Source organism: Halorubrum sp. SP3, from assembly GCF_005435195.1.
GTDB classification, from domain to species: domain Archaea; phylum Halobacteriota; class Halobacteria; order Halobacteriales; family Haloferacaceae; genus Halorubrum; species Halorubrum sodomense.
The window spans coordinates 1-18,736 of record NZ_SGTU01000007.1 but is presented as its reverse complement, the minus strand read 5'-3'; the positions used below and the strand labels follow the sequence as shown (position 1 = coordinate 18,736).

General features: G+C 70.5%; 18 protein-coding genes. 9 read left to right on the top strand and 9 right to left on the bottom strand.

What is annotated here, in order from left to right:
• The first annotated feature begins 42 nt into the window (after positions 1–42).
• Positions 43–1,530: an ATPase domain-containing protein gene (locus EXE42_RS07135; RefSeq protein WP_137706208.1), complete on the top strand. Its 1,488-nt coding sequence runs from the start codon at positions 43–45 to the stop codon at positions 1,528–1,530.
• A gap of 13 nt (positions 1,531–1,543) precedes the next feature.
• On the opposite strand, the gene EXE42_RS07130 is transcribed toward EXE42_RS07135, so the two are convergent.
• Positions 1,544–2,212, bottom strand: a complete 669-nt coding sequence (locus EXE42_RS07130; RefSeq protein ID WP_137706207.1) for a tRNA (cytidine(56)-2'-O)-methyltransferase — start codon at positions 2,210–2,212, stop codon at positions 1,544–1,546.
• Between the two features lie 168 nt (positions 2,213–2,380).
• On the opposite strand from EXE42_RS07130, the gene EXE42_RS07125 reads away from it, so the two are divergent.
• Both EXE42_RS07125 and EXE42_RS07120 read left to right on the top strand, forming a co-directional pair.
• Positions 2,381–3,415 (top strand): phosphoribosylaminoimidazolesuccinocarboxamide synthase, encoded by a 1,035-nt coding sequence (locus tag EXE42_RS07125; RefSeq protein WP_137706206.1) that lies wholly within the window; start codon positions 2,381–2,383, stop codon positions 3,413–3,415.
• 95 nt (positions 3,416–3,510) lie between these two features.
• Positions 3,511–4,215, top strand: coding sequence for a DUF47 domain-containing protein (locus EXE42_RS07120; RefSeq protein ID WP_092920241.1), 705 nt, complete (start codon positions 3,511–3,513; stop codon positions 4,213–4,215).
• Positions 4,216–4,231: 16 nt separating this feature from the next.
• On the opposite strand, the gene EXE42_RS07115 is transcribed toward EXE42_RS07120, so the two are convergent.
• On the bottom strand, positions 4,232–6,928 hold the full coding sequence (locus tag EXE42_RS07115; protein WP_092920492.1) for an AAA domain-containing protein: 2,697 nt from the start codon (positions 6,926–6,928) through the stop codon (positions 4,232–4,234).
• A 140-nt stretch (positions 6,929–7,068) separates the two neighbouring features.
• Here EXE42_RS07115 and EXE42_RS07110 point away from each other — a divergent pair, with 140 nt between their 5' ends.
• The gene (locus EXE42_RS07110) at positions 7,069–7,620 is read left to right on the top strand and encodes a hypothetical protein (protein WP_137706205.1); all 552 of its coding nucleotides are present in this window, start codon (positions 7,069–7,071) and stop codon (positions 7,618–7,620) included.
• A gap of 89 nt (positions 7,621–7,709) precedes the next feature.
• Positions 7,710–7,877, top strand: coding sequence for a hypothetical protein (locus tag EXE42_RS19250; RefSeq protein ID WP_167603303.1), 168 nt, complete (start codon positions 7,710–7,712; stop codon positions 7,875–7,877).
• Positions 7,878–7,913: 36 nt separating this feature from the next.
• On the opposite strand, the gene EXE42_RS07105 is transcribed toward EXE42_RS19250, so the two are convergent.
• The 6 genes from EXE42_RS07105 to EXE42_RS07080 all read right to left on the bottom strand — a co-directional run bounded on the left by EXE42_RS07105 (position 7,914) and on the right by EXE42_RS07080 (position 12,906).
• The gene (locus tag EXE42_RS07105; RefSeq protein ID WP_092920243.1) at positions 7,914–8,312 is read right to left on the bottom strand and encodes a hypothetical protein; all 399 of its coding nucleotides are present in this window, start codon (positions 8,310–8,312) and stop codon (positions 7,914–7,916) included.
• A 94-nt stretch (positions 8,313–8,406) separates the two neighbouring features.
• The gene (locus EXE42_RS07100) at positions 8,407–9,594 is read right to left on the bottom strand and encodes a hypothetical protein (RefSeq protein WP_092920244.1); all 1,188 of its coding nucleotides are present in this window, start codon (positions 9,592–9,594) and stop codon (positions 8,407–8,409) included.
• Positions 9,595–9,597: 3 nt separating this feature from the next.
• A complete protein-coding gene (gene hisI, locus EXE42_RS07095; protein ID WP_092920245.1) occupies positions 9,598–9,981 on the bottom strand; it encodes a phosphoribosyl-AMP cyclohydrolase in 384 nt (127 codons plus the stop codon).
• Between the two features lie 97 nt (positions 9,982–10,078).
• Entirely contained in the window at positions 10,079–10,516 is a 438-nt protein-coding gene (locus tag EXE42_RS07090) for a GNAT family N-acetyltransferase (protein WP_092920246.1), read from the bottom strand.
• 1 nt (position 10,517) lies between these two features.
• Entirely contained in the window at positions 10,518–11,852 is a 1,335-nt protein-coding gene (locus tag EXE42_RS07085; protein WP_137706204.1) for a DUF92 domain-containing protein, read from the bottom strand.
• A 274-nt stretch (positions 11,853–12,126) separates the two neighbouring features.
• The gene (locus tag EXE42_RS07080; RefSeq protein ID WP_092920248.1) at positions 12,127–12,906 is read right to left on the bottom strand and encodes an HAD-IIA family hydrolase; all 780 of its coding nucleotides are present in this window, start codon (positions 12,904–12,906) and stop codon (positions 12,127–12,129) included.
• Between the two features lie 161 nt (positions 12,907–13,067).
• On the opposite strand from EXE42_RS07080, the gene EXE42_RS07075 reads away from it, so the two are divergent.
• The 3 genes from EXE42_RS07075 (at position 13,068) to EXE42_RS07065 (ending at position 15,263) form a co-directional block, all read left to right on the top strand.
• Positions 13,068–13,841: a GTP cyclohydrolase III gene (locus EXE42_RS07075; RefSeq protein ID WP_092920493.1), complete on the top strand. Its 774-nt coding sequence runs from the start codon at positions 13,068–13,070 to the stop codon at positions 13,839–13,841.
• A 106-nt stretch (positions 13,842–13,947) separates the two neighbouring features.
• The gene (locus tag EXE42_RS07070; RefSeq protein ID WP_092920249.1) at positions 13,948–14,187 is read left to right on the top strand and encodes a hypothetical protein; all 240 of its coding nucleotides are present in this window, start codon (positions 13,948–13,950) and stop codon (positions 14,185–14,187) included.
• A gap of 164 nt (positions 14,188–14,351) precedes the next feature.
• A complete protein-coding gene (locus EXE42_RS07065; protein WP_137694474.1) occupies positions 14,352–15,263 on the top strand; it encodes a 1,4-dihydroxy-2-naphthoyl-CoA synthase in 912 nt (303 codons plus the stop codon).
• A 33-nt stretch (positions 15,264–15,296) separates the two neighbouring features.
• Here the strand turns inward: EXE42_RS07065 and EXE42_RS07060 are convergent, their stop codons facing one another.
• A complete protein-coding gene (locus EXE42_RS07060) occupies positions 15,297–17,585 on the bottom strand; it encodes a nitric-oxide reductase large subunit (RefSeq protein WP_137706203.1) in 2,289 nt (762 codons plus the stop codon).
• A 257-nt stretch (positions 17,586–17,842) separates the two neighbouring features.
• Here EXE42_RS07060 and EXE42_RS07055 point away from each other — a divergent pair, with 257 nt between their 5' ends.
• Positions 17,843–18,295 (top strand): MoaD/ThiS family protein, encoded by a 453-nt coding sequence (locus tag EXE42_RS07055; protein WP_137706202.1) that lies wholly within the window; start codon positions 17,843–17,845, stop codon positions 18,293–18,295.
• The last annotated feature ends 441 nt before the right edge of the window (positions 18,296–18,736 follow it).

The window sequence follows — 18,736 nt, the reverse complement described above, 5'->3', positions numbered from 1 at the left end:
AACTACCCCATTTATATCACGCTCGCGGGCGAGAGGCGAGACATGGTATCACCCTTATCCGAGCGAGCGTCGACCGGCATCGCCGGGCTCGACGAAGTGCTGTCCGGCGGGCTCATCCCCACGCGAAGCTACATGATCCGCGGGCAGGCCGGGAGCGGCAAGACGATCCTGAGCTTCCACTTCCTCCAGCAGGGGGTCGACGAGGGCGAGACGGCGCTCTTCGTCAACCTCGAAGAGGACCTCCGCGACCTGAAGGCGAACGCGGCCGCGCTCGGCTTCGACACCGACGCCATCGAGTTCCTCGACCTGAGCCCGAGCGCGGAGGCGTTCGTCGGCGACGAGTCGTACGAGGTGTTCGCGCCCTCCGAGGTCGAGCGAGAGCCCCTCACCGAGCGGATCGTCGAGGGCGTCACCGCGGTCGACCCGGACCGCGTCGTCGTCGACCCGCTGACGCAGCTCCGGTTCCTGCTGTCCGACGACTACCAGTTCCGGAAGCAGGTCGTCGGGTTCATGCGATTCTTAAAAGAGCGGGGGGCGACGGTGCTGTTCACCGTTCAGAACACCGAGTCGCTGCCGACGGACGACCTGGAGTTCATCACTGACGGGACGGTCCGGCTGGACGCGGCCTCGTACGGCAAGACGGTCCGGGTGCCGAAGTTCCGCGGTTCGTCGACGCAGGGCGGGGACCACGCCTACCGGGTCACCGACTCGGGGATCGAGGTGTACCCGGCGCTCCAGCCCGGCGCTCGCCGCGGCGACGACGTCGCGTTCGAGCAGATATCTTCCGGGATCCCGGAGGTCGACGAGCTGCTCCACGGCGGGATCGAGCGGGGCACCGTCACCATCGTGAGCGGGCCGACCGGCGTGGGCAAGACCACCCTCAGCACGCAGTTCATGAAGGAGGCCGCGGGGCGGGGGGAGCGCTCGGTCATCTACCTGTTCGAGGAGAACCGACAGACGTTCCTCGCGCGGTCGCGGGCGGTCAACATCCCGGTCGACGAGATGATCGAGAAGGGGACGCTCCAGGTGACCGAGGTGGAGGCGTTAGAGCGGTCGCCACAGGAGTTCGCGCGGATGGTCCGCGACGAGGTCGAGGGCGAGGGCGCCGACATCGTCATGGTCGACGGTATCTCCGGGTACCGGCTGACGCTGCGCGGCGAGGACGAGACGATGCTCCAGCAGATGCACGCGCTCGGCCGGTACCTCAAGAACGCGGGCGTGACCGGCATCTTCGTCGACGAGACGCGGAACGTCACGGGGGAGTTCCGCGCGACGATGGAGAACGTCAGCTACCTCGCGGACAACATCCTCTTCCTCCGGCACCTGGAGGTCGGGGGCGAGCTCCGCAAGGCGATCGGCGTCCTGAAGAAGCGGACGAGCGACTTCGAGCGGACGATCCGCGAGTTCCGGATCACCGAACACGGGATCACCGTCGGCGAGCCGATGTCCGGGCTCCGCGGCATCCTGAGCGGCACGCCGGAGGTCGTCGACGAGAGGCCGAGAGGCGCGCGCGGCGACTGCGACGAGTAGCGAGGGAGGCGACTCAGTCGCGGTCGTCGGGCTCGTCGCCCGCGGCGGTCCCGTCCTCGCTCCCGTCGCCGCCGTCCCCGCCCTTCTCCTTCGGGTCTCCGTCGGCGTCGACGACCGTCTTCCCGGTCGCCTCGGGCACCACCCGGCGGTCGGCGTCGGCCCACTCGCGGTCCAGCTCCGCGCCCTCGAACAGGCGGTCGAGGAACACCGCGAGCCCCGCGACCTCGGAGTGCGGCTGGTTCGTCACGCCCACGTTGAAGTCGGCGCGCTCGTAGAGCGCCCACGGCACCTTCTCGCCGCCGACGACGACGAGGAGGTCGCGGGGCGTCGAGGCCGCCCCGGTCGCGCCCCCCGCCTCGCCGTCGGTTGCGAGGCCGACCGCCTCGCGAACCGCTTCCTCCACCTCCTGAACGCGCTCACCGTACATCGTGAGGTGGACGACGATCCCCTCGAAGTTCCGGACGATCGCCTTCTGGTCGTCGCGGAGTTCGACCGCGAACGGGCCGCCGAACCGGTCGGTGACTCCGCGGACCGTCTCCGCCGACTGTCCGGCGTTGTCGGGGAAGATCACCCGGTCGGCACCGAGCGCCCGGGCCGTGAGCCCGACGTGCGTCGTCATGCGGTCGTCGCGCCCCGGCCGGTGACCGTACCGGAGCACGACGACCTCGCGCGCATCGTTCATGCCACGGACTGGGCGACCGATCCGGGTGTCGCTTTCGATGCGAGCGCGCGGACGAGGAGCCCCGTCCTCCCCGATTCGATCCGCACTCGTGGATCGAATTAGGGCAAAAATCTTCGAGGTGACCACGTAACTGAAAGTTTCATGTGGGAGGCGGTCGCGGTGTGTGCCATGACGAGCGTCAAGGAGTTCCGCGTCGACGAGCCGGCGACCGCCGACGGACTCGGGCGGGGGCGGTTCGTCTTCACGGACGCCTACTCGGTGTTCGACTGGGGGCGGATGCCCGACGCGATCCCGAAGAAGGGCGCGAGCCTCTGTACGATGGGCGCGTTCAACTTCGAACTGCTGGAGGCGGCGGGCGTCCCGACCCACTACCGGGGCGTCGCGGACTCGAACGAGATCGTCCCGCTCGACGAGGCGAGCGCGCCGCCGACCGAGATGGCGATCGACCTGACCCAGGTACCGGACCTCCCGTACCAGGGGCCCCACGCCGGCTACGACTACGACGCCTTCCACGCGGCGGGCGGGGAGAACTACCTCGTCCCGCTCGAAGTGGTCTTCCGCAACCGGGTTCCAGTCGGGTCGAGTCTGCGAAGGCGGGCCGAGCCCGCAGACTTCGGCCTCGACGACCTCGCTGACGGCGAGTGGCCGGACGAGCCCGTCGACCTCTCCGAGCCCGTCGTGGAGTTCTCCACGAAGTACGAACAGCAGGACCGCTACCTGGCTCGGGCCGAGGCCGACGCGGTCGCGGGCGCCGCCGATATCGACGCCCTCGAATCCCTCGCACGCGAGGTGAACCGCGTCGTCACCGAGCGCGCCGAGGCGGCCGGGTTCGTCCACGAGGACGGGAAGATAGAGTGCCTCTACGTCGACGGCGAGCTCCGCGTCGCGGACGTGGTCGGCACCTTCGACGAGAACCGGTTCTCCTACGACGGACGCGGGATCTCGAAGGAGGTCGTCCGGCAGTGGTACAAGGCGAACGACCCCGACTGGGTCGCGGCCGTGAAGGCGGCGAAGGAGTCGGTCGCGGGCCGCGAGACGGACGACTGGCGCGAGCTCTGCGATCCCGATCCGGACCCCCTCCCGCCGGCGGTCGTCGACGCGGTCTCGGAGCTGTACGCGGCCGGGACGAACGCGTACACCGACCGCGAGTGGTTCGACGTTCCGGGGATCGAGTCCGCGCTCGACGCGGTCGACGCGCCGTGAGGCGCGGTCGAGGATCCGCTGGAGCGAGCGTCAAACCCTCACGATCGACGAAACGCGAGGGAACCTCTTTACCGCCGACCCGCGTGGATCGGCGCATGCCAACCGACGCCGACTTCGGGGAACGGCTCGAGACTCGGACCGTCGCGTATCTCGACCGGATCGACGACTGCGCCGCGCTCCTCCCGCGAGCGCTCGACGAGTACGCGGCTGACGGCGCGTACGGCGAGACGGTCGACGAGATAGTCGCCATCGAAAGCGAATGCGACGACCTCGTCCGCGGGCTCACGGCGCTCATCACCGACGCCGGTCCGGACGACATCGGACTGCTGAACACGCGGATCAACTTCAACGAGTCCGCGCTGCTCGACTTCTACAACGAGCTCGACGTGGTCGCGAACCACACCGAGCGGATAGTCCAGGAGGTGGCGATGATGCGTCCCGACGCGGGCGCCGAACCGTTCGGTGACATGCGCGAGATGGCCGAGCGGATCGCCGAGATGGTCGCGGTCCTCGGCGACGTCGTCGAGGGGTTCGTCAGGGGGCTCGCCCGCGCCGACGCCACGGAGACGCTCGCCGGCGGGATCGAATCGATCCGCGCCCTCGAAAGCGAGTGCGACGAGCTCCGCAACGACGCCGTCGAGACCGCCTTCGGCGACGGCGCGATCGATCAGCCGCTCGTCTACCGCGAACTCGCGATCCTGCTGGACGAGCTCGCCAACACGATCGAGGACCTCACCGACCGGATCGTCGTGATCGCGAGCAGCGAGCCGGGGATCGTCACCGACGCTGACGACGAGTAGCGGGAGGCGTCACCCCTCACCGACGCGCCCAGTCGAGCATCCGCGCGTAGAACGGGTCGGAGCCGAGCGCCTCGGCGTCGCCCACGATCGTCAGCTGCTTTTTCGCCCGGGTGAGCGCGACGTTCACGCGGCGGTGGTCCTCGAAGATGGGGCCGTCGAGGTCGCCGGTCGCGACGAACGAGACGAGGACGACCTCCTTCGAGGAGCCCTGAAAGCGGTCGACGGTGTCGACGGTCACGTCGGTCCGGCGGCCGATCTCCGCGACCTGCGCGCGGAACGGGGCGATCACGCCGATGTCGCCCGGGTCGACGCCGGCCGCGACGTAGGCGTCGACGACCCCGGCGACGCGCTCGGCCTCGCGGACGTTCCGGTTTCCGTCGCGCTCGCCGTCGGGGTCGACGAACCCCACGCCGCCGGTCAGTTCGGGCGCGAGCGCGCCGGCGTCGACGCCGAGGTCCGCGAGCGTCTGCCCGGCCACCTCGGGAGTCGCGGGGCGGAGCGCGCCGTCGTAGAACTCCGCGGAGGCGAACGCCTGGATCCGCTGGCTCATCCGGTACTGGCGGTCGAGCATGACGCTCGCGTCCGGATACGCCTCGATGAGTCGCTCGAAGAGGGAGGTCCGGAGGTCGTTCTCCGCGCGCACGACCGGGGGGAGCTGCTCGTGGTCGCCGACGAGGACGAACCGGTCCGCGAGGTTGATCGCGGCGTGGGTCCCCGGCTCCGTGAGCTGGGAGGCCTCGTCGACGAGGGCCACGTCGAACTCGCACTCGCGCATGACGCGGGAGCCGCAGGCCGCGGTGGTGGCGGCGACGACCGGCGCGTCCCGCAGCTCCGCCGCCTTCGCGTTCGGCTCGCCGCGCTGGACGAGCCGCACGTCCCGCATGTCGTCGCGGACGCCCGTTTCCGTCCCGACGCGCAACACGTCGTCGAACCCCTGATCCCGAAGCGCCTCGAGCGCGTTGTCGACCGCGCGGTTGGTGAACGCCGACAGCAGCACGCGATTGCCCTCCTCGACCAGCGCGCGGATCGCCCGGGCGATGGTGTACGTCTTCCCGGTGCCCGGGGGGCCGTGGATCAGCGCCAGGTCCTCGGCGTCCACCGCGAGCTCGACCGCCTCGTTCTGCGCGTCGTTGTTGTCGATGTAGGCGTCGGGGGTCTCTGCGGGGCGGTCAGCTACGTCCCGGAACTCCGGCTCCCGGCGACCGAACAGCACGTCCTTGCGGTCCGTGTCGCCCTTCAGCACCGCGTCGTGGAGCGCGGTCAGCGAGCGGTCGACGGAGATCTCGGAGGGGTAGACGTCGAGCCGGCGCAGCTCGACCGGCTCGTCCGCCTCGACGACGACCTCGTCTTTCCCGAGGCGGGTGATGCGCCCGAGCTCCGCGTGCCCGGAAACGGGGTCGCCGTCGCTCGCGAGCGCCACGTCGCCCTCGCGGAGCTTCGAGACGGCGTCGCCCGGCTTCCGGGCGCGGAGCTCCCACCGGGCGTCGTCGATCTCGGTCCGGCCGGTCGGTTCGAGGCCGATCAGCGCGCGGTCGTCCGCGGCGCGCTCCGCCGGCGTCTGCTCCCACAGCTTCCGGTACTCGGCGTGGGTCTCGCGGCGCTCCTCCTCTAAGGCGACGTAGAAGCGGTCGAAGTAGTCGCGCTCCTCGTCCGGAATCGGTTCGCCGATCTGGCCCGCCTTCGACTCCTGGTCGAGACGGCCGGAGACGACCATACAGGCGTCCTGCTCGAAGCAGTAGCTACAGGTCGCGTCCGCCTCGTACCCCGTCGGGACGGTGGGGCGCTCGCCGCGGTCGTTGAGCGCGCGCCACTCCATCGCCGCGAGGGCGTTGCGCTCGCGCACGACGAACTCCAGGAAGCCCCGCCCGACGGTGAACTCCTTGGCGGGCGCGAGGTCGCCCGACTCCTCGTTGCGGTCGAGGGCGGTGTTCTTGGTGTACAGCAGCGTCCCGATGTCGGGGTCGACGCCGCGCTCGTCGAGCATCAGCGCGTAGCAGGCGGCCTGGACCTTGTCGTGGAACCGCGGTTCGCGCTTCGTGTTCTTCCCGGTCTTCAGCTCGACCGGGGTGCCGCGCCGGAGCGCGTCGGCCCGTCCCTTCAGCCCGAACGTGGGCGAGATGAGGGTGAACTCCGAGCGCCACGTGTCCTCGTCGCTCAGGGTCCCCTGCGCCAGCCACCCCTCGACGGCGGCGGCGTTGCGGCGCACCTCGTCTTCGACCTCCGCGGTCTCGTAGCCGAGGAGTCCGAGCTCGAGGCCGGCCTCCGCGACGCGGTCCTCGACCGACGCCTCCAGATCCATCCCGCGGAGCAGGTCGCCGAACACCTCGTGGACGATGGTCCCCTTGACGACCGGGTAGTTGAGCGGGATCCCGGAGAGCTTGTTCAGGTAGTACATCCGCGGGCACTGGACCCACGACCGGATCCCCGTCACGTCGACGAGGAAGTCGGGTTCGAGGACGACCCACGACTCGTCGGTCGTCGCGTACCCCGTCTCGCCGCGATACTCGTCCTCCTCGGGGTCGGTGACGAGCAGTTCCATCCCCGGCTCCGCGTGCTCGGCGGTCTCCGTCCACTTCCCCCACAGCGTCACGTCGACCGGGTCGCCCGCGCCGCGGTCGGGCCGGATCCGCACCTCCCGGAGGTCGCGCTCGCCGTACGACGTCGACACCGTCCGCGCCTCCCCGACGGAGACGATCGGCCCGCGAACGTTCACGTCCCCGCTCGGCGGCGGCACCGAAAAACGCTGTCGGTGGTCGTGGTCGGCGGTCGCCGTGACCGTCGGATCGATCGCGCCCGACCGCTCCGCCGGCACCGACACGCTCTTGAGCTCGCCGTCCCGAACTCTCGACCGACATGCGCGTACGAGACTGGGACGACATCCTCGCGGACGTCGCGAGCGACTCGACCGACCCCGAGGGCTGGCGGGCGGTCGCCGGCTCCCGCGAGGGCGGCCTCGGCGAGGACCTCTACTTCGGTCACCCGAGCGTCGGGCTCTACCACCTGAAGACGTACGCGAAGAACCCCCGAGACCTCCGCGGGGTCGGGACCCGAGTCGCCCGCAGCGTCGACGACGAGCTCGATCCGCTCCTCCCGGACGCCGACAGCGACGGCCGGTTCGCGGTGCAGTCGGCGCCCGAAGACGAGGAGCACGCCGAGGAGATGGCGACGCGGCTCACGGAGGCGCTGCGGGTCCACGCCGAGGCGCCGACCGAGCCCGACCACCTCTTCGAGGACATGATGGAGGCGGTCGAGTCGCCCGCGTTCGGCCCGATGGAGTACGAGTTCGACGGGCGCCCGGACGAGCTCGACGAGCTCTCCGACACCTTCGAGGCGGCCGAGGAGCTGCTCACCAGCGAGCTCGACGACCTGATCGAGGACGACGACGTCGACCGCGGCTTCCACTGACGCCCGCCGCGACTCCCCCGGAGCGCCGCGGTCGGGCCGCGGAGACATCCGGCGCATCGGTTTTGTCGCTCCGACGGCAATACCGGGACATGGGACTCAAAGCGGACACCGCGAACGGCCTGATATCGCTCGGCATCGGCGTCGCAGTCACCTGGCTCACGGCCTCCGACGGCGACCACAGCACGGCGGACCTCCTCGTCGCGGTCGCGATCAGCTCCTTCCTCTCGGGCTTCTTCACGAGCTACTTCGCGAAGTGACGGCCGAGCGGCGAGGGGGAACCGGAGCGGTCGGCGTCAGATCGCCGTCACCCACGCCCGGTACTCCTCGTCGAGCTCGTACACCTCGCGGAAGGCGCGCTCGACGAAGCCCGCCACTCGGTTCGCGTCCGAGCGGGCGGTGACGACGGCGTTCGTCCCCTCCGCCTCCTCCGGGCTGACGAGCTCGTCGATCCGGAACTCGGGGAACTCGGAGAGCAGTTCCTTCAGGCGGTCCAGCTCGTCGTCGGTGCAGTCCATGATCAGCTCGGTGCCCGCGAGCTGGATCCACGGGGGGATCTCGCCGCCGTCGGTGTCGTCGCTGTCGGGATCGACGTCGACGGTCATCACGTCGCCGGAGCGCGCGCGGTGCGCGGCCGCGGCGTCGGCGAACAGCTTCAGCCGCTCGTCCTCCGTCGCGGCGTCGAATCTGGTCATACGGTCGCTCGGCCGCGACGGGGCTTAAAATCCGCACTCCGCGGCGGCCGGGCGTCCGGTCTCTCCCGGACCGACCTCTCGGCCCCCGCCCCCCTCACTCCCGCTCCGTCTCCGCCAGCACGTCGTCGACGAGCGAGAGGGTCCGCTCCGCCTCGGCGACGCGCTCGTCCGCCTCCCCCCGGTCGATCAGGGCCAGGGCGTCGTCGTCGAGTTCGTGCCTTACCTCGGCCGCGCGGCGGAGTCGCTCGTACTCGTCGCTCCGCGCGAGTTCGCGGACCGAGCGCAGCGTCGCGACGACCTCGTCGTCCGCGATCCGGCCGACCAGCGGCACCAGCTCGTCGATCTCGTAGGCGAGTTCGTCGCCCGGCTTCGGCGGCCAGTCCACCGTCAGCGGCTCGCCGTCGAGGCGTTCGAGGTACGTCCGGTGGACCGCGACCGCGGTGCGCAGCGCCCCCGGGTCGTCGACGTAGTGCTCCAGCTTGGAGTTCGTGTAGTCGGCGTACTCCAGCAGCGTCGCGGGCGGCTCCTCGCCGGCCGCGTGCGTCTCGACGTACTCCGCCAGGTCCGTCGGGGGCACGTCGACGTCGACGAACGGGGTCGCGTCCGCGCGGTCGAGGAAGTCGAACACCTCGCGGGCGGACGCCGACTCGAAGAACTCCCGGAACGCCGCCCGAATCCCCTCGTCGTACGCCTCGATCGGGTCGCGGAGGCGGTCGAGGTCGGCGTCGAGGTCGGCGTCGGCCATGGCGGCGACCTCGCGGAGCTCGTCGAGTCGCGCGTCGAGACGCTTGCGGGCCTCGCGGGCCGCCTTCCTGGCTCCCCGGTAGTCGTCGACCGCGTCGTCGTACGCCTCCAGGAGGTCGACGAACTCCCCGGCCGGCTCCAGCGCCTCGCGGGCGGCCGCGAAGTCCGACTCCGAGAGCCGGCGCTTGTCGACCGCCTCGTCGGCCGCCTCGAAGGCGTCGGCGGCCGGGAGGTCGTCGTCGACGTCGGTCGCGTCGTCGAACTCCCCGCGGAACCGGACGTACGACTCGAAGTCGCCGGAGCCGACCGCGTCCTCCTCGTACCGGTCGAGGATCCGGTGGGCGCGGCGGTAGGCGTCCGCGGCCGCCTCGACGCGGTCGCGCCCGTAGCCGTCGATCCGCTCCTCGATACGCCGGAGCTCGTCGTAGCGCTCACGGAGCCGGGCGGCCGCTTCCCCCGCCTCGGAGACGGGGTCGTCGTCGCCCGCTCCGCCCTCCTCGTCGCCTCGCCGCGCCGTCCCGCCGGCACCCTCGGCCATCGGTCAGTACACCTCGTCGGGGTCGAAGACGCGCTCCCCGACGTGTTCGCCGTCTATCGTCCGGTGGAAACACGACCGGTGGCCGGTGTGGCAGGCCCCGCCCGCCTGGTCGACGAGGTACAGCAGGGTGTCGGCGTCGCAGTCGACCCGGACCTCCCGGACCGACTGGGTATGGCCGGAGGTGGCGCCCTTGTGCCAGATCTCCTCGCGGGACCGGGAGTAGTAGTGGGCCTCGCCGGTCTCGCGGGTGCGCGCCAGCGCCTCGGGCGAGACGTACGCGAGCATCAATACCTCGCCGGAGTCGGCGTCCTGGGCGACCGCCGGCACCAGCCCGTCATCGCCGAAGTCGACGTCGATCGCCCCGGTCTCCGCGTCGGCGTCACTCATGGCTGTCCGGAGACGTGGCGCCCGAATAGTCCTTGTGTCTGCGGCGCTCGGAAGCCCCGGTACGCCGGGAGACGGCGGCTCCCAGACGGCCGACCCGCTACCCGTCCGGAGCGAGCCGCAGGGCGAGCGCGTCGCCGTCGGCGTACGCGCCCGGCCGCCGCTCGACGACCTCGAAGCCGAGCGACTCGTACAGCGCGAGCGCGGCGTCGTTATCGGGGTGGGCCTGAAGCGTCACCGGTCCGTCGGCGTCGGCGATGGTCGCGGCGAGCAGCGCTCGGGCGCGCCCCTCGCGCCGGAACGCGGGCGCGACGACGAGCTCCGCGACGTGGACGCCCGAGCGGTTCGGCGCGTCCACCGGGAGCAGGTAGCCGACGACCCGACCGTCGGCGACGCTCACGCGGGCGGCGCCCACCGCGAGCCCGTACTCCAACAGGTCCGGGCTCGGCTGTCGGAGGTGCGACTGGAGTTCCCGGATCCGGGCGGCGTCGGCGGGTCGTCCGGGGCGAACGCGGGGGTTTCGGTCCTCGTCAGCCATCTCACACCGCCGTCCAGAGCGCGACGGCGGCGACCGCGCCGCCGAGCGTCGCGAGGAAGTTCACGGTCTGGTTGCCGACCCGGTCGCCCTCGATCAGGGCGCCGAGGAGGCTGTCGACGGTCATCCCGGCGACGCCGGCGGCGGCGACGGCTCCGCCCGCGGCGACGCCGCCGGGGACGACCGGATCGAGGATCGGGCTCCCGCCGGCGGCGAGCGCGCCGACGAGCACCGCGCCGGAGAAGCCCGCGAGTTCGCCCTGCCAGGTGACCGCGCCGTCGGTCCCGGGGTCGACGCGTCGGAGCGTCGTCACCAGCCGCGGGCCGTCGTAGAGGCCGCCGATCTCCGAGGAGAGCGTGTCTGCCATCGCGGTCGCCGTCGCGCCCGCGAAGACGAACCCGAACGGCGCCGCCGGGACGGCGAGGTGCGGCGCGGCCGCGTAGCCGACCACCGCGGCGAGCGCGATCGCGGAGTTCGCTAACACGTTGCCGGTGCCGCGGGCGCCCTCGTTCTCCTGGGCCACTCCCCTGTCCGCCTTCTCGTCGAACCGGTACTTCGAGGCGAGGCCGCCGACCGCGTAGAAGGACATCAGCGTGAGGAACCAGCCGACGCCGCCGAGCACGACCGCGAGCAGCGCCGAGACGACGCCGGTGAGCATCCCGGCCACCGAGGCGGTGCCGATGGCGAAGGAGACGTAGCCGAGCGCGCCGGTCACCGCGAGGCCGGCGGCGATCAGGGGGGCCTCCACGGTCGGCTCCAGCGCGATGAACCCCCACGTCACGAACGCGACGAGGGCCGTCGTGATGTGCGCGTCCCGCGAGAACACGAGCGAGCGGATCAGCGCGGCCGTCAGCGCGGCCGCCGCGGCGAGGAAGACGAGCAGGGAGACCGTCTCGGCGTCGACGGGAGCGCCGGTCTGGAGTCGCACCGCGATCTGTCCGACGAGGGCCGCGGCCGTCCCGACGACGACGTAGCCGGCGACCAGCGGGAACTCGTCGGTCGTCCGGCGGGAGACGAGCGTCCGACCGAGGCGGCCGGCCCCGACCGCGAGCGTCGCCGCCGCGAACGCCTCGTACGGTAGCGGGGCGCGCGGCAGCGACGCGAACAGCGCGAGGCCGGCGCCGGCGAGCGCGAAGGAGACGAGTCCGTAAAGGCGCTCGGCCTCCCGGTCGCCGGGTAACGCGAGCGTCTCGAACCACTCGCCGTCGCGGACGCCGAAGAAGGCGCCCCCGGCGACGGCGAAGAAGGGGACGGCGGCGGCGGTGTCGAGCGCCGGCGCGAGGACCGCGAGGGCGGCCACCGCGGCGAACACACTCGCGCGTCGGACCCTCCGTAGCACGTCCTCGGCTACCCGCGACGACCACTTAACGGTCCCGACAGCCGTCGGGCGGTCGACCGCTGACCGCCGTCACCGCGACGCCGATGTCAGTATCGGTACTCGTTGAACTGGACCGCGTGTCCCTCCAGCACGCGGACGGACTCTTCCGGGTCCTCCTCGTCGTCACCGATCCGATCCTCGTGCGAGTCAACCACTCCCATGAGAGAGCCGTACACGTCCGCCCATATAACTGTTCTCCACGTGGCGGCGGTGACAGTTCGCGGAGAGCCGATCGTCAGCCGATGACGCGGTCGATCTCGCCGAGGTGATCGATCACGTGATCGGGGACAGTTTCCGACGCCGCGAGGGTGTCGTCGTCGGTGACGCCCGAGCGGACGAGGACGGTCGTCATTCCGGCGCGCTCGCCGAGCGCGATGTCCGTGTCGAGGCGGTCGCCGACGACGAGACACTCCTCGGCGGGGGCGGAGAGTCGCTCGCGGACCATCTCGATCGCGGTGTCCGAGGGCTTGCCGAGGACGGCGTCGGGGTCGCGCTCGGCGACGCCCGCTATCGCGTTGATCACGGCGCCCGATCCGGGGACGTCGCGCTCGGGGGCCGGGATCACCACGTCGGGGTCGGTGCCGATGAAGGGGATATCGCGTTCGAGGGCCCACAGCGCGGTACAGAGGTCGTCGTAGTCGAACTCGCGGTCGATGGAGGCGACCAGGGCGTCGGCGGCGGCGACGTCGTCGGTCGTCGAGAGGCCGGCCGCCGCGAACTGGTCGCGCAGTCCGGGGTCGGCGATACAGAGCAGGTCGTCGTCCGCGTGGTGTTCCCGGAGGTACCGCGTCGTCACGCTGCCCGCGGTGAACACCCTCTCGGCGTCGACGTCGTACCCCGCCGCGCCGAGGCGGTCGACGTACGCCGGCGGCGCCTTCGTCGGATTGTTCGAGACGAACAGGGTCTCGATCCCGGCCTCGCGGAGCCGCCGGTACCCCGCCGGGGCGCCCGGGATCGGATCGTCGCCGCGCACGACCGTGCCGTCGACGTCGAGGACGGCGCCGCTGAACTCCATGCCCGGAGTGGGGACGCCACGGCCGTAGGGGTTGCGCCCGGGACGGGGACGGTAACTGACCGCCGACGCCGACGGACCGCCTCGGATCACGAACTCGGTACCGGTTCCACCTTCGGGATAACGGAAGGGTAAAGCGGCAGCGTTCCGTATCGGTGTTCACTGTGACGACGACTCAGGTGACCCTCGTCCAGATCGACAACTATGGGCCGTGGACGACGACGCCGGAGCCGCGCCGCGAGATGGACCTCCAGACGCTCCAGTCGCGGCTCTTCGCCGATGTCGCCCAGTTCCTGGGCCACCGCGACGCCTACGTCTTCTTCACCAGGTTCGACAACATGATTGCGGTGACGAACGGCGTCGACGGCGCGGCCCACGCGACCCTTCAGGAGTCGATCGGCAACCGCTACCCCGTCAGCGTGAGCCTCGGCACCGCGGTCGCCGAACGCCCCGTCGACGCGCTCGAGGCGGCGAACAGACGGCTCCAGACCGCGGGTAGCGCGCAGGACGAGAGCCGGACCGAGGTGCTCGCCGGCGAGTACCTCTCGGAGACGGACCGGTCGGACCTCCAGGTCGCGCACTTCGACGTGGTCAACGCGACCGGCAAGTACACCGACCGACTCAACGAGTTCGACACGTTCATCAACATCGAGCGGGCGTACGGCTCGCTGATGCGCCACCTCCGCGAGGCGCACGGCGCCCTCTCCTTTTTCGTCGGCGGCGACAACATCGTGGCGGTCTGTCCCGACCTCCCCGAGACGGCGTTCTCGTCGGCGGTCGCGCACGTCGAGGACGACGTCGACATCGAACTCCAGGTCGGCGTCGGTCGCGGTGCCTCCGCCCACGAGGCCGGCTTCGCGGCCAAACACGCCCTCGAAGACTGCCGCCACGACGGGACGAGCGTCGAGCTGTTCGGCGCGCCCGCCGTCAGCGACTGACGATCCGGCCGCGCAGTCCGTCGATCTCGACGGTTACCCGTATCGAATCAGTTCTGATAATTTCGGTGCGAGATTTTTATACACCGGCCGGAAACCCCCGGTTAGCATGTCAGAGGAGATAGTGTTCGTCTGTACGGCGGACGGCTGTGACGAAGGTCCCTGGGAGGGCTCGCACGACGCGATGGCGCACTGCTCCGAGCATCCGGACCACGGCTACACCGGGATGCCGCGGTCGGAGATCGGGCCCGCCCGCGAGGTCATCCCCGCGACCGCGACGCGGAAACGTGACAACCGCAACCTCCAGCACAAGGGGCACCCCAAGGGTGCGCACGCGCAGAACGACTGACGGGCCCCGACGGACGAATCGTCGCTCCGGCGTCCGTCCCCGGCGCTGGGCCCGGATCCCCGTCCTCGTCGCGCAGCGCGGCGAGGACCGCTCCTCGTGAGCCGGGGTCCTCCCGGTCGCTCGATCCGGCGTCGTTTATACGCGCCCCGGGCCTACGGTCCCGCATGGTCTCGGACATCTTCGATCCCGACGCGTGGGATCGCGTCACCGACGAGTTCGACGACATCACCTACCACCGCGCCGTCGACGTCCCCGCGGTCCGGATCGCCTTCGACCGCCCCGCGGTCCGCAACGCCTTCCGGCCCGGCACGGTCGACGAACTGTACGCCGCGCTCGACCACGCGCGCAAGCAGGCCGACGTCGGCTGCGTCCTCCTCACCGGCAACGGCCCCTCCGAGAAGGACGGCGGCTGGGCGTTCTGTTCCGGCGGCGACCAGTCGGTCCGCGGCGGCTCCGGCTACGAGTACCGCGACGACGACGAGGCGGGCGACGACGACGACGACCTGGTCCGCTCGGCGCGGGCGGGCCGGCTCCACATCCTCGAAGTCCAGCGGCTGATCCGGTTCATGCCGAAGCCCGTCGTCGCGGTCGTCCCCGGCTGGGCGGTCGGCGGCGGCCACTCGCTGCACGTCGTCTGCGACATGACGCTCGCCAGCGAGGAACACGGGAAGTTCCTCCAGACCGACCCCGACGTGGGCTCGTTCGACGGCGGGTTCGGCTCCGCGTATCTCGCGAAACAGATCGGCCAGAAGAAGGCCCGCGAGGTGTTCTTCCGCGGGAAGACCTACTCCGCCGAGGAGGCCGCGGACATGGGGATGGTCAACGAGGTCGTCCCGCACGAGGAGCTGGAGGACGTGGCGCTGGAGTGGGCCGACGAGATGACCCGGAAGTCGCCGACCGCGATGCGCATGCTGAAGTACGCGTTCAACATGGCCGACGACGGGATGGTCGGCCAGCAGGTGTTCGCCGGCGAGGCCACCCGGCTCGCGTACATGACCGAGGAGGCCCAGGAGGGCCGCGACGCGTTCCTGGAGGGCCGGGAGCCGCAGTTCCGCGAGTACCCCTGGCACTACTGATCTCCCCGGTCAGCGAGCGGCCGGGAACGACCGTCAGTCGTCGTCCCCGACGATCCCCTCGGCGACCGCCATGTCGTCGACGGTGGCGTCGTCCTCCGACGCGCGGAGGACGAACCGCTTGCGGATCAGGTCCGCGACGTAGATCGCGGTCCCGGCGATGATCAGCGTGTCGCCGGGGAGCCGCGCCCAGAACAGCGTCTGGACGATGTCCCGCTCGTAGAACGCGAGGCTGCGGGCCGCGGCGTAGCTCTCGGTGAACGCGACGTCGAGCTGGAGGAAGCCGACCGGGAGGACGGAGACGAACACCATCAGCGCCAGTCCGACGTTCCAACACCAGAACGACGCGCGGAGCCACGAGCCGTCCCAGCGCTCGGGGTCGATCGACAGCTGGAGCATGTACGTCACCATGCCGAGCGCGAGGAAGCCGAACGCGCCGAACATCGCCGCGTGCGCGTGGCCGACGGTGAGGTACGTGCCGTGCTCGTAGTAGTTGATCAGCGGGAGATTGATGAAGAAGCCGAGGACGCCGGCACCGACGAAGTTCCACACGCCGCTGGCGACGATGAACATGAACGGGAGCTTGTATGGGAATCCGGTCTCGGCCATCGCGCGGTACTGGCCGATGGCCTCGTAGAGGATGAAGATCAGCGGGAGCAGCTCCAGCGTCGAGAAGACGCTGCCGATCGGCACCCAGTAGTCCGGCATTCCGATCCACCAGTAGTGGTGCGAGACGCCGACGACGCCGGTTCCCATCACGAGCAGCGCCTGGAGCATCACCGCCTTCTCGGCGCTGCGCCGCGAGAGCAGGTTCATCGACACCAGGGTGAGCCCGATGATGGCGACGATGAAGAACTCGAAGGCGCCCTCGACCCACATGTGGACGACCCACCAGCGCCAGAACTCCGTGACGGCGATGTTCGTCGACGGCGTGAACATGAAGCCGGCGACGAACAGCAGGGTGATCGAGCCGCCGGCGTAGAGGATCATGTGCGCGAGCCCGTACACCGGCTCGCGGTCGAGCAGGGGCTTGAGCCCGCGGATCGCGAGGACCGCCCAGAGGATGAACCCGCCGAGCAGGCCGGCCTGCCACACCTTCCCGACCTCGAGGTATTCGAGCCCCTCGTTGCCGAGCAGCCACCAGAGCTCGCCGGGGAGGTAGCCGTTCGCACCGAGCCAGATGCCGCTCATCCCGCCGACCACGACGACGACGAGCGCGCCGAGCAGGACGCTCACGTACGTCCCCTGTCGCTTCGGCTCGTGGCCGGTGAGCAGCGGCGGGAGGAACAGGCCGGCGCCGAGCCACGTCGACGCGATCCATAAGATTCCGAGGTCGATGTGCCACGTCTTCGCGATGGCGAAGGGGAGCAGTTGGAGGACGTGTATCCCGAACACCCGCTCGATCCCGAAGAACCCGGCCCGCTCGATGTAGAAGTGGGCGAGCAGCCCGCCCAAGAGCACCTGCGCCAGGAACAGCCCCGCCGCGATGGGGATGAAGCGGAGCGCGGCGCGCTGGCTCGGGAAGACGCTCACGTCGCCCGGCTTCGGAACCGAGATGCCCTCCGAGGACGGCTCGGGGAGCTTCACCGACTTGTAGAGGAGGATCGCCGCGCCCGCGGCGCCGACGAGCAGCACCATGGCGATCACGCTCCACGTCATCGCCGAGCCGGTGGCGTCGTTACCGACGCCGGGCGCGTACGGCCACTCGTTGGTGTACGAGTGGTCGGCGTTCGGGCGGTCGGTGTGCGAGAACCACGCGGTCCACAGCGCGAAGTCCGCGAAGTTCCGGGCCTCCTCCGCCGAGCCGATCATCCCCGCGGGGACGCCGCGGTCGTGGTCGCCCTCGTGGTACCGTTCGACGTACGTCTCGCGCACCTGCCGGTGGGCGTACACCTCCGCGGCGGAGTACTCCACGACGTCGCCCCCGTCGTGCGCCGCGTCGAGTTCGTCGCGGACGAGCGCGTCGACGCGCGACTGCTCCCCGGAAGCGAGGTCGTCGTACGCCGCGCCGTACTCGGCGTCGGCGTAGTACTCGCGCATGTGTTCGACCTTCAGTTCGAGCGCGTCGGCGGTGTAGTCCTCGCCGTAGTACGCGCCGTTCCCGAGGATCGACCCGTGGTTCATCAGCCCGTACTGCTGGAACGCCTCCTTCCCGTCTTGGACCTCGGCCCCCGTGACGATCGTCTCGCCGTCGGGACCGACGACCTCGTCCGGTATCGGCGGCGCCTCTTGGTACGCCAACCACGCCCCGGCGCCCATCACGGCCAGGTTCAACAGGAACGCCGCGACGATGACCTTCGCTATCGTCTTGCGCGTGAGTCGCATGGGCGGGCGTACCGCCGACACGGCCTATGAGTTTGGCGGCAACATGTTCGGTCGGATTCCCGGCGTCCGAAACCGTCGTCGCCGGGCCGTTTCGAGCGATCTCACTGCTCCTGTGGCGGGCGCCCCGACGCGCGCCGCGCGGGAGCGACCGCGACCGGTCGATGACCGCGACCGGTCGACCCCGCTCGGTCTCGGTCCGTCCTCCCGTGAACATGTTCGTGACCCGGCTTACCCGGAGCGGCAGCGTACGTACGCGTATGGCTCAGACCACCGAGATGGCGGAGTCGCCCCCGACCGACGCGGACGCGAGCCGAGCGGAGGGGCCGGAAGCGACCGCGACCGAGGCGGAGACGACCGTCACCGTGCGGTGTACCGGTCACGTGCGCACGGAGCTCGGCGTGTACGAGTTCGAGTACACCTTCGAGGGCGACACGCTCCGGGCGTTCCTCGACGAGCTGTTCGAGGACTACCCGCAGCTCCAGGACATGCTGATCGCGGAGTCGGAGTCCGACGCGACCCACAGCGGCTGGGCGCCGACGCCGGAGGAACTGCCCGGAACGTGGTCGAAGAACCCGGTCGGCGAGCAGACCATCGCCTACGCTCGGATCCTCGTGAACGGCCACTTCAACGAGAACGAGAACGGCTTCGACACGGAACTGGAGGAGGGCGACCGCGTCGCCCTCGTCTACCCCTTCATGTTCTGCTGTTAACCGGGACGGATCGATGTCACCGAGGTCGCGGTGATATTCTCAGATCCCCCGGCGCTCGTTTATAATTGACCACGGATCGGCAGCGAATCCCTCCAACGCTCCAATCGCTCGGCACTACGTCGTCGCTAACGGATCGCGGAGAACACCGCCAAAGCCCCAGTCGCGAGGCGGGCGCACGCTCGCTGTCGTTCGAGACGCCTTCGGCGTCTCGTGATGACGAAACGGCGCTGGCGTTTCGAACCACGCGCCTCACTCGGTCGCTATCGCTCCCTCGCTGCGGTGTCGCCGGCGGCTCCGCCGCCGGCTTTCCGTGGCGCGTAGCGCCACGCTACTTACGTCGCCTGCGTCCGCCTCCCAACTGCCCCTTTGCGTCCCACCCCGCCCCCCACAGCAACCGCACCTCACGCCTCCCCAGCCTCGTCGCGGCCGCTTAAAAGCGGC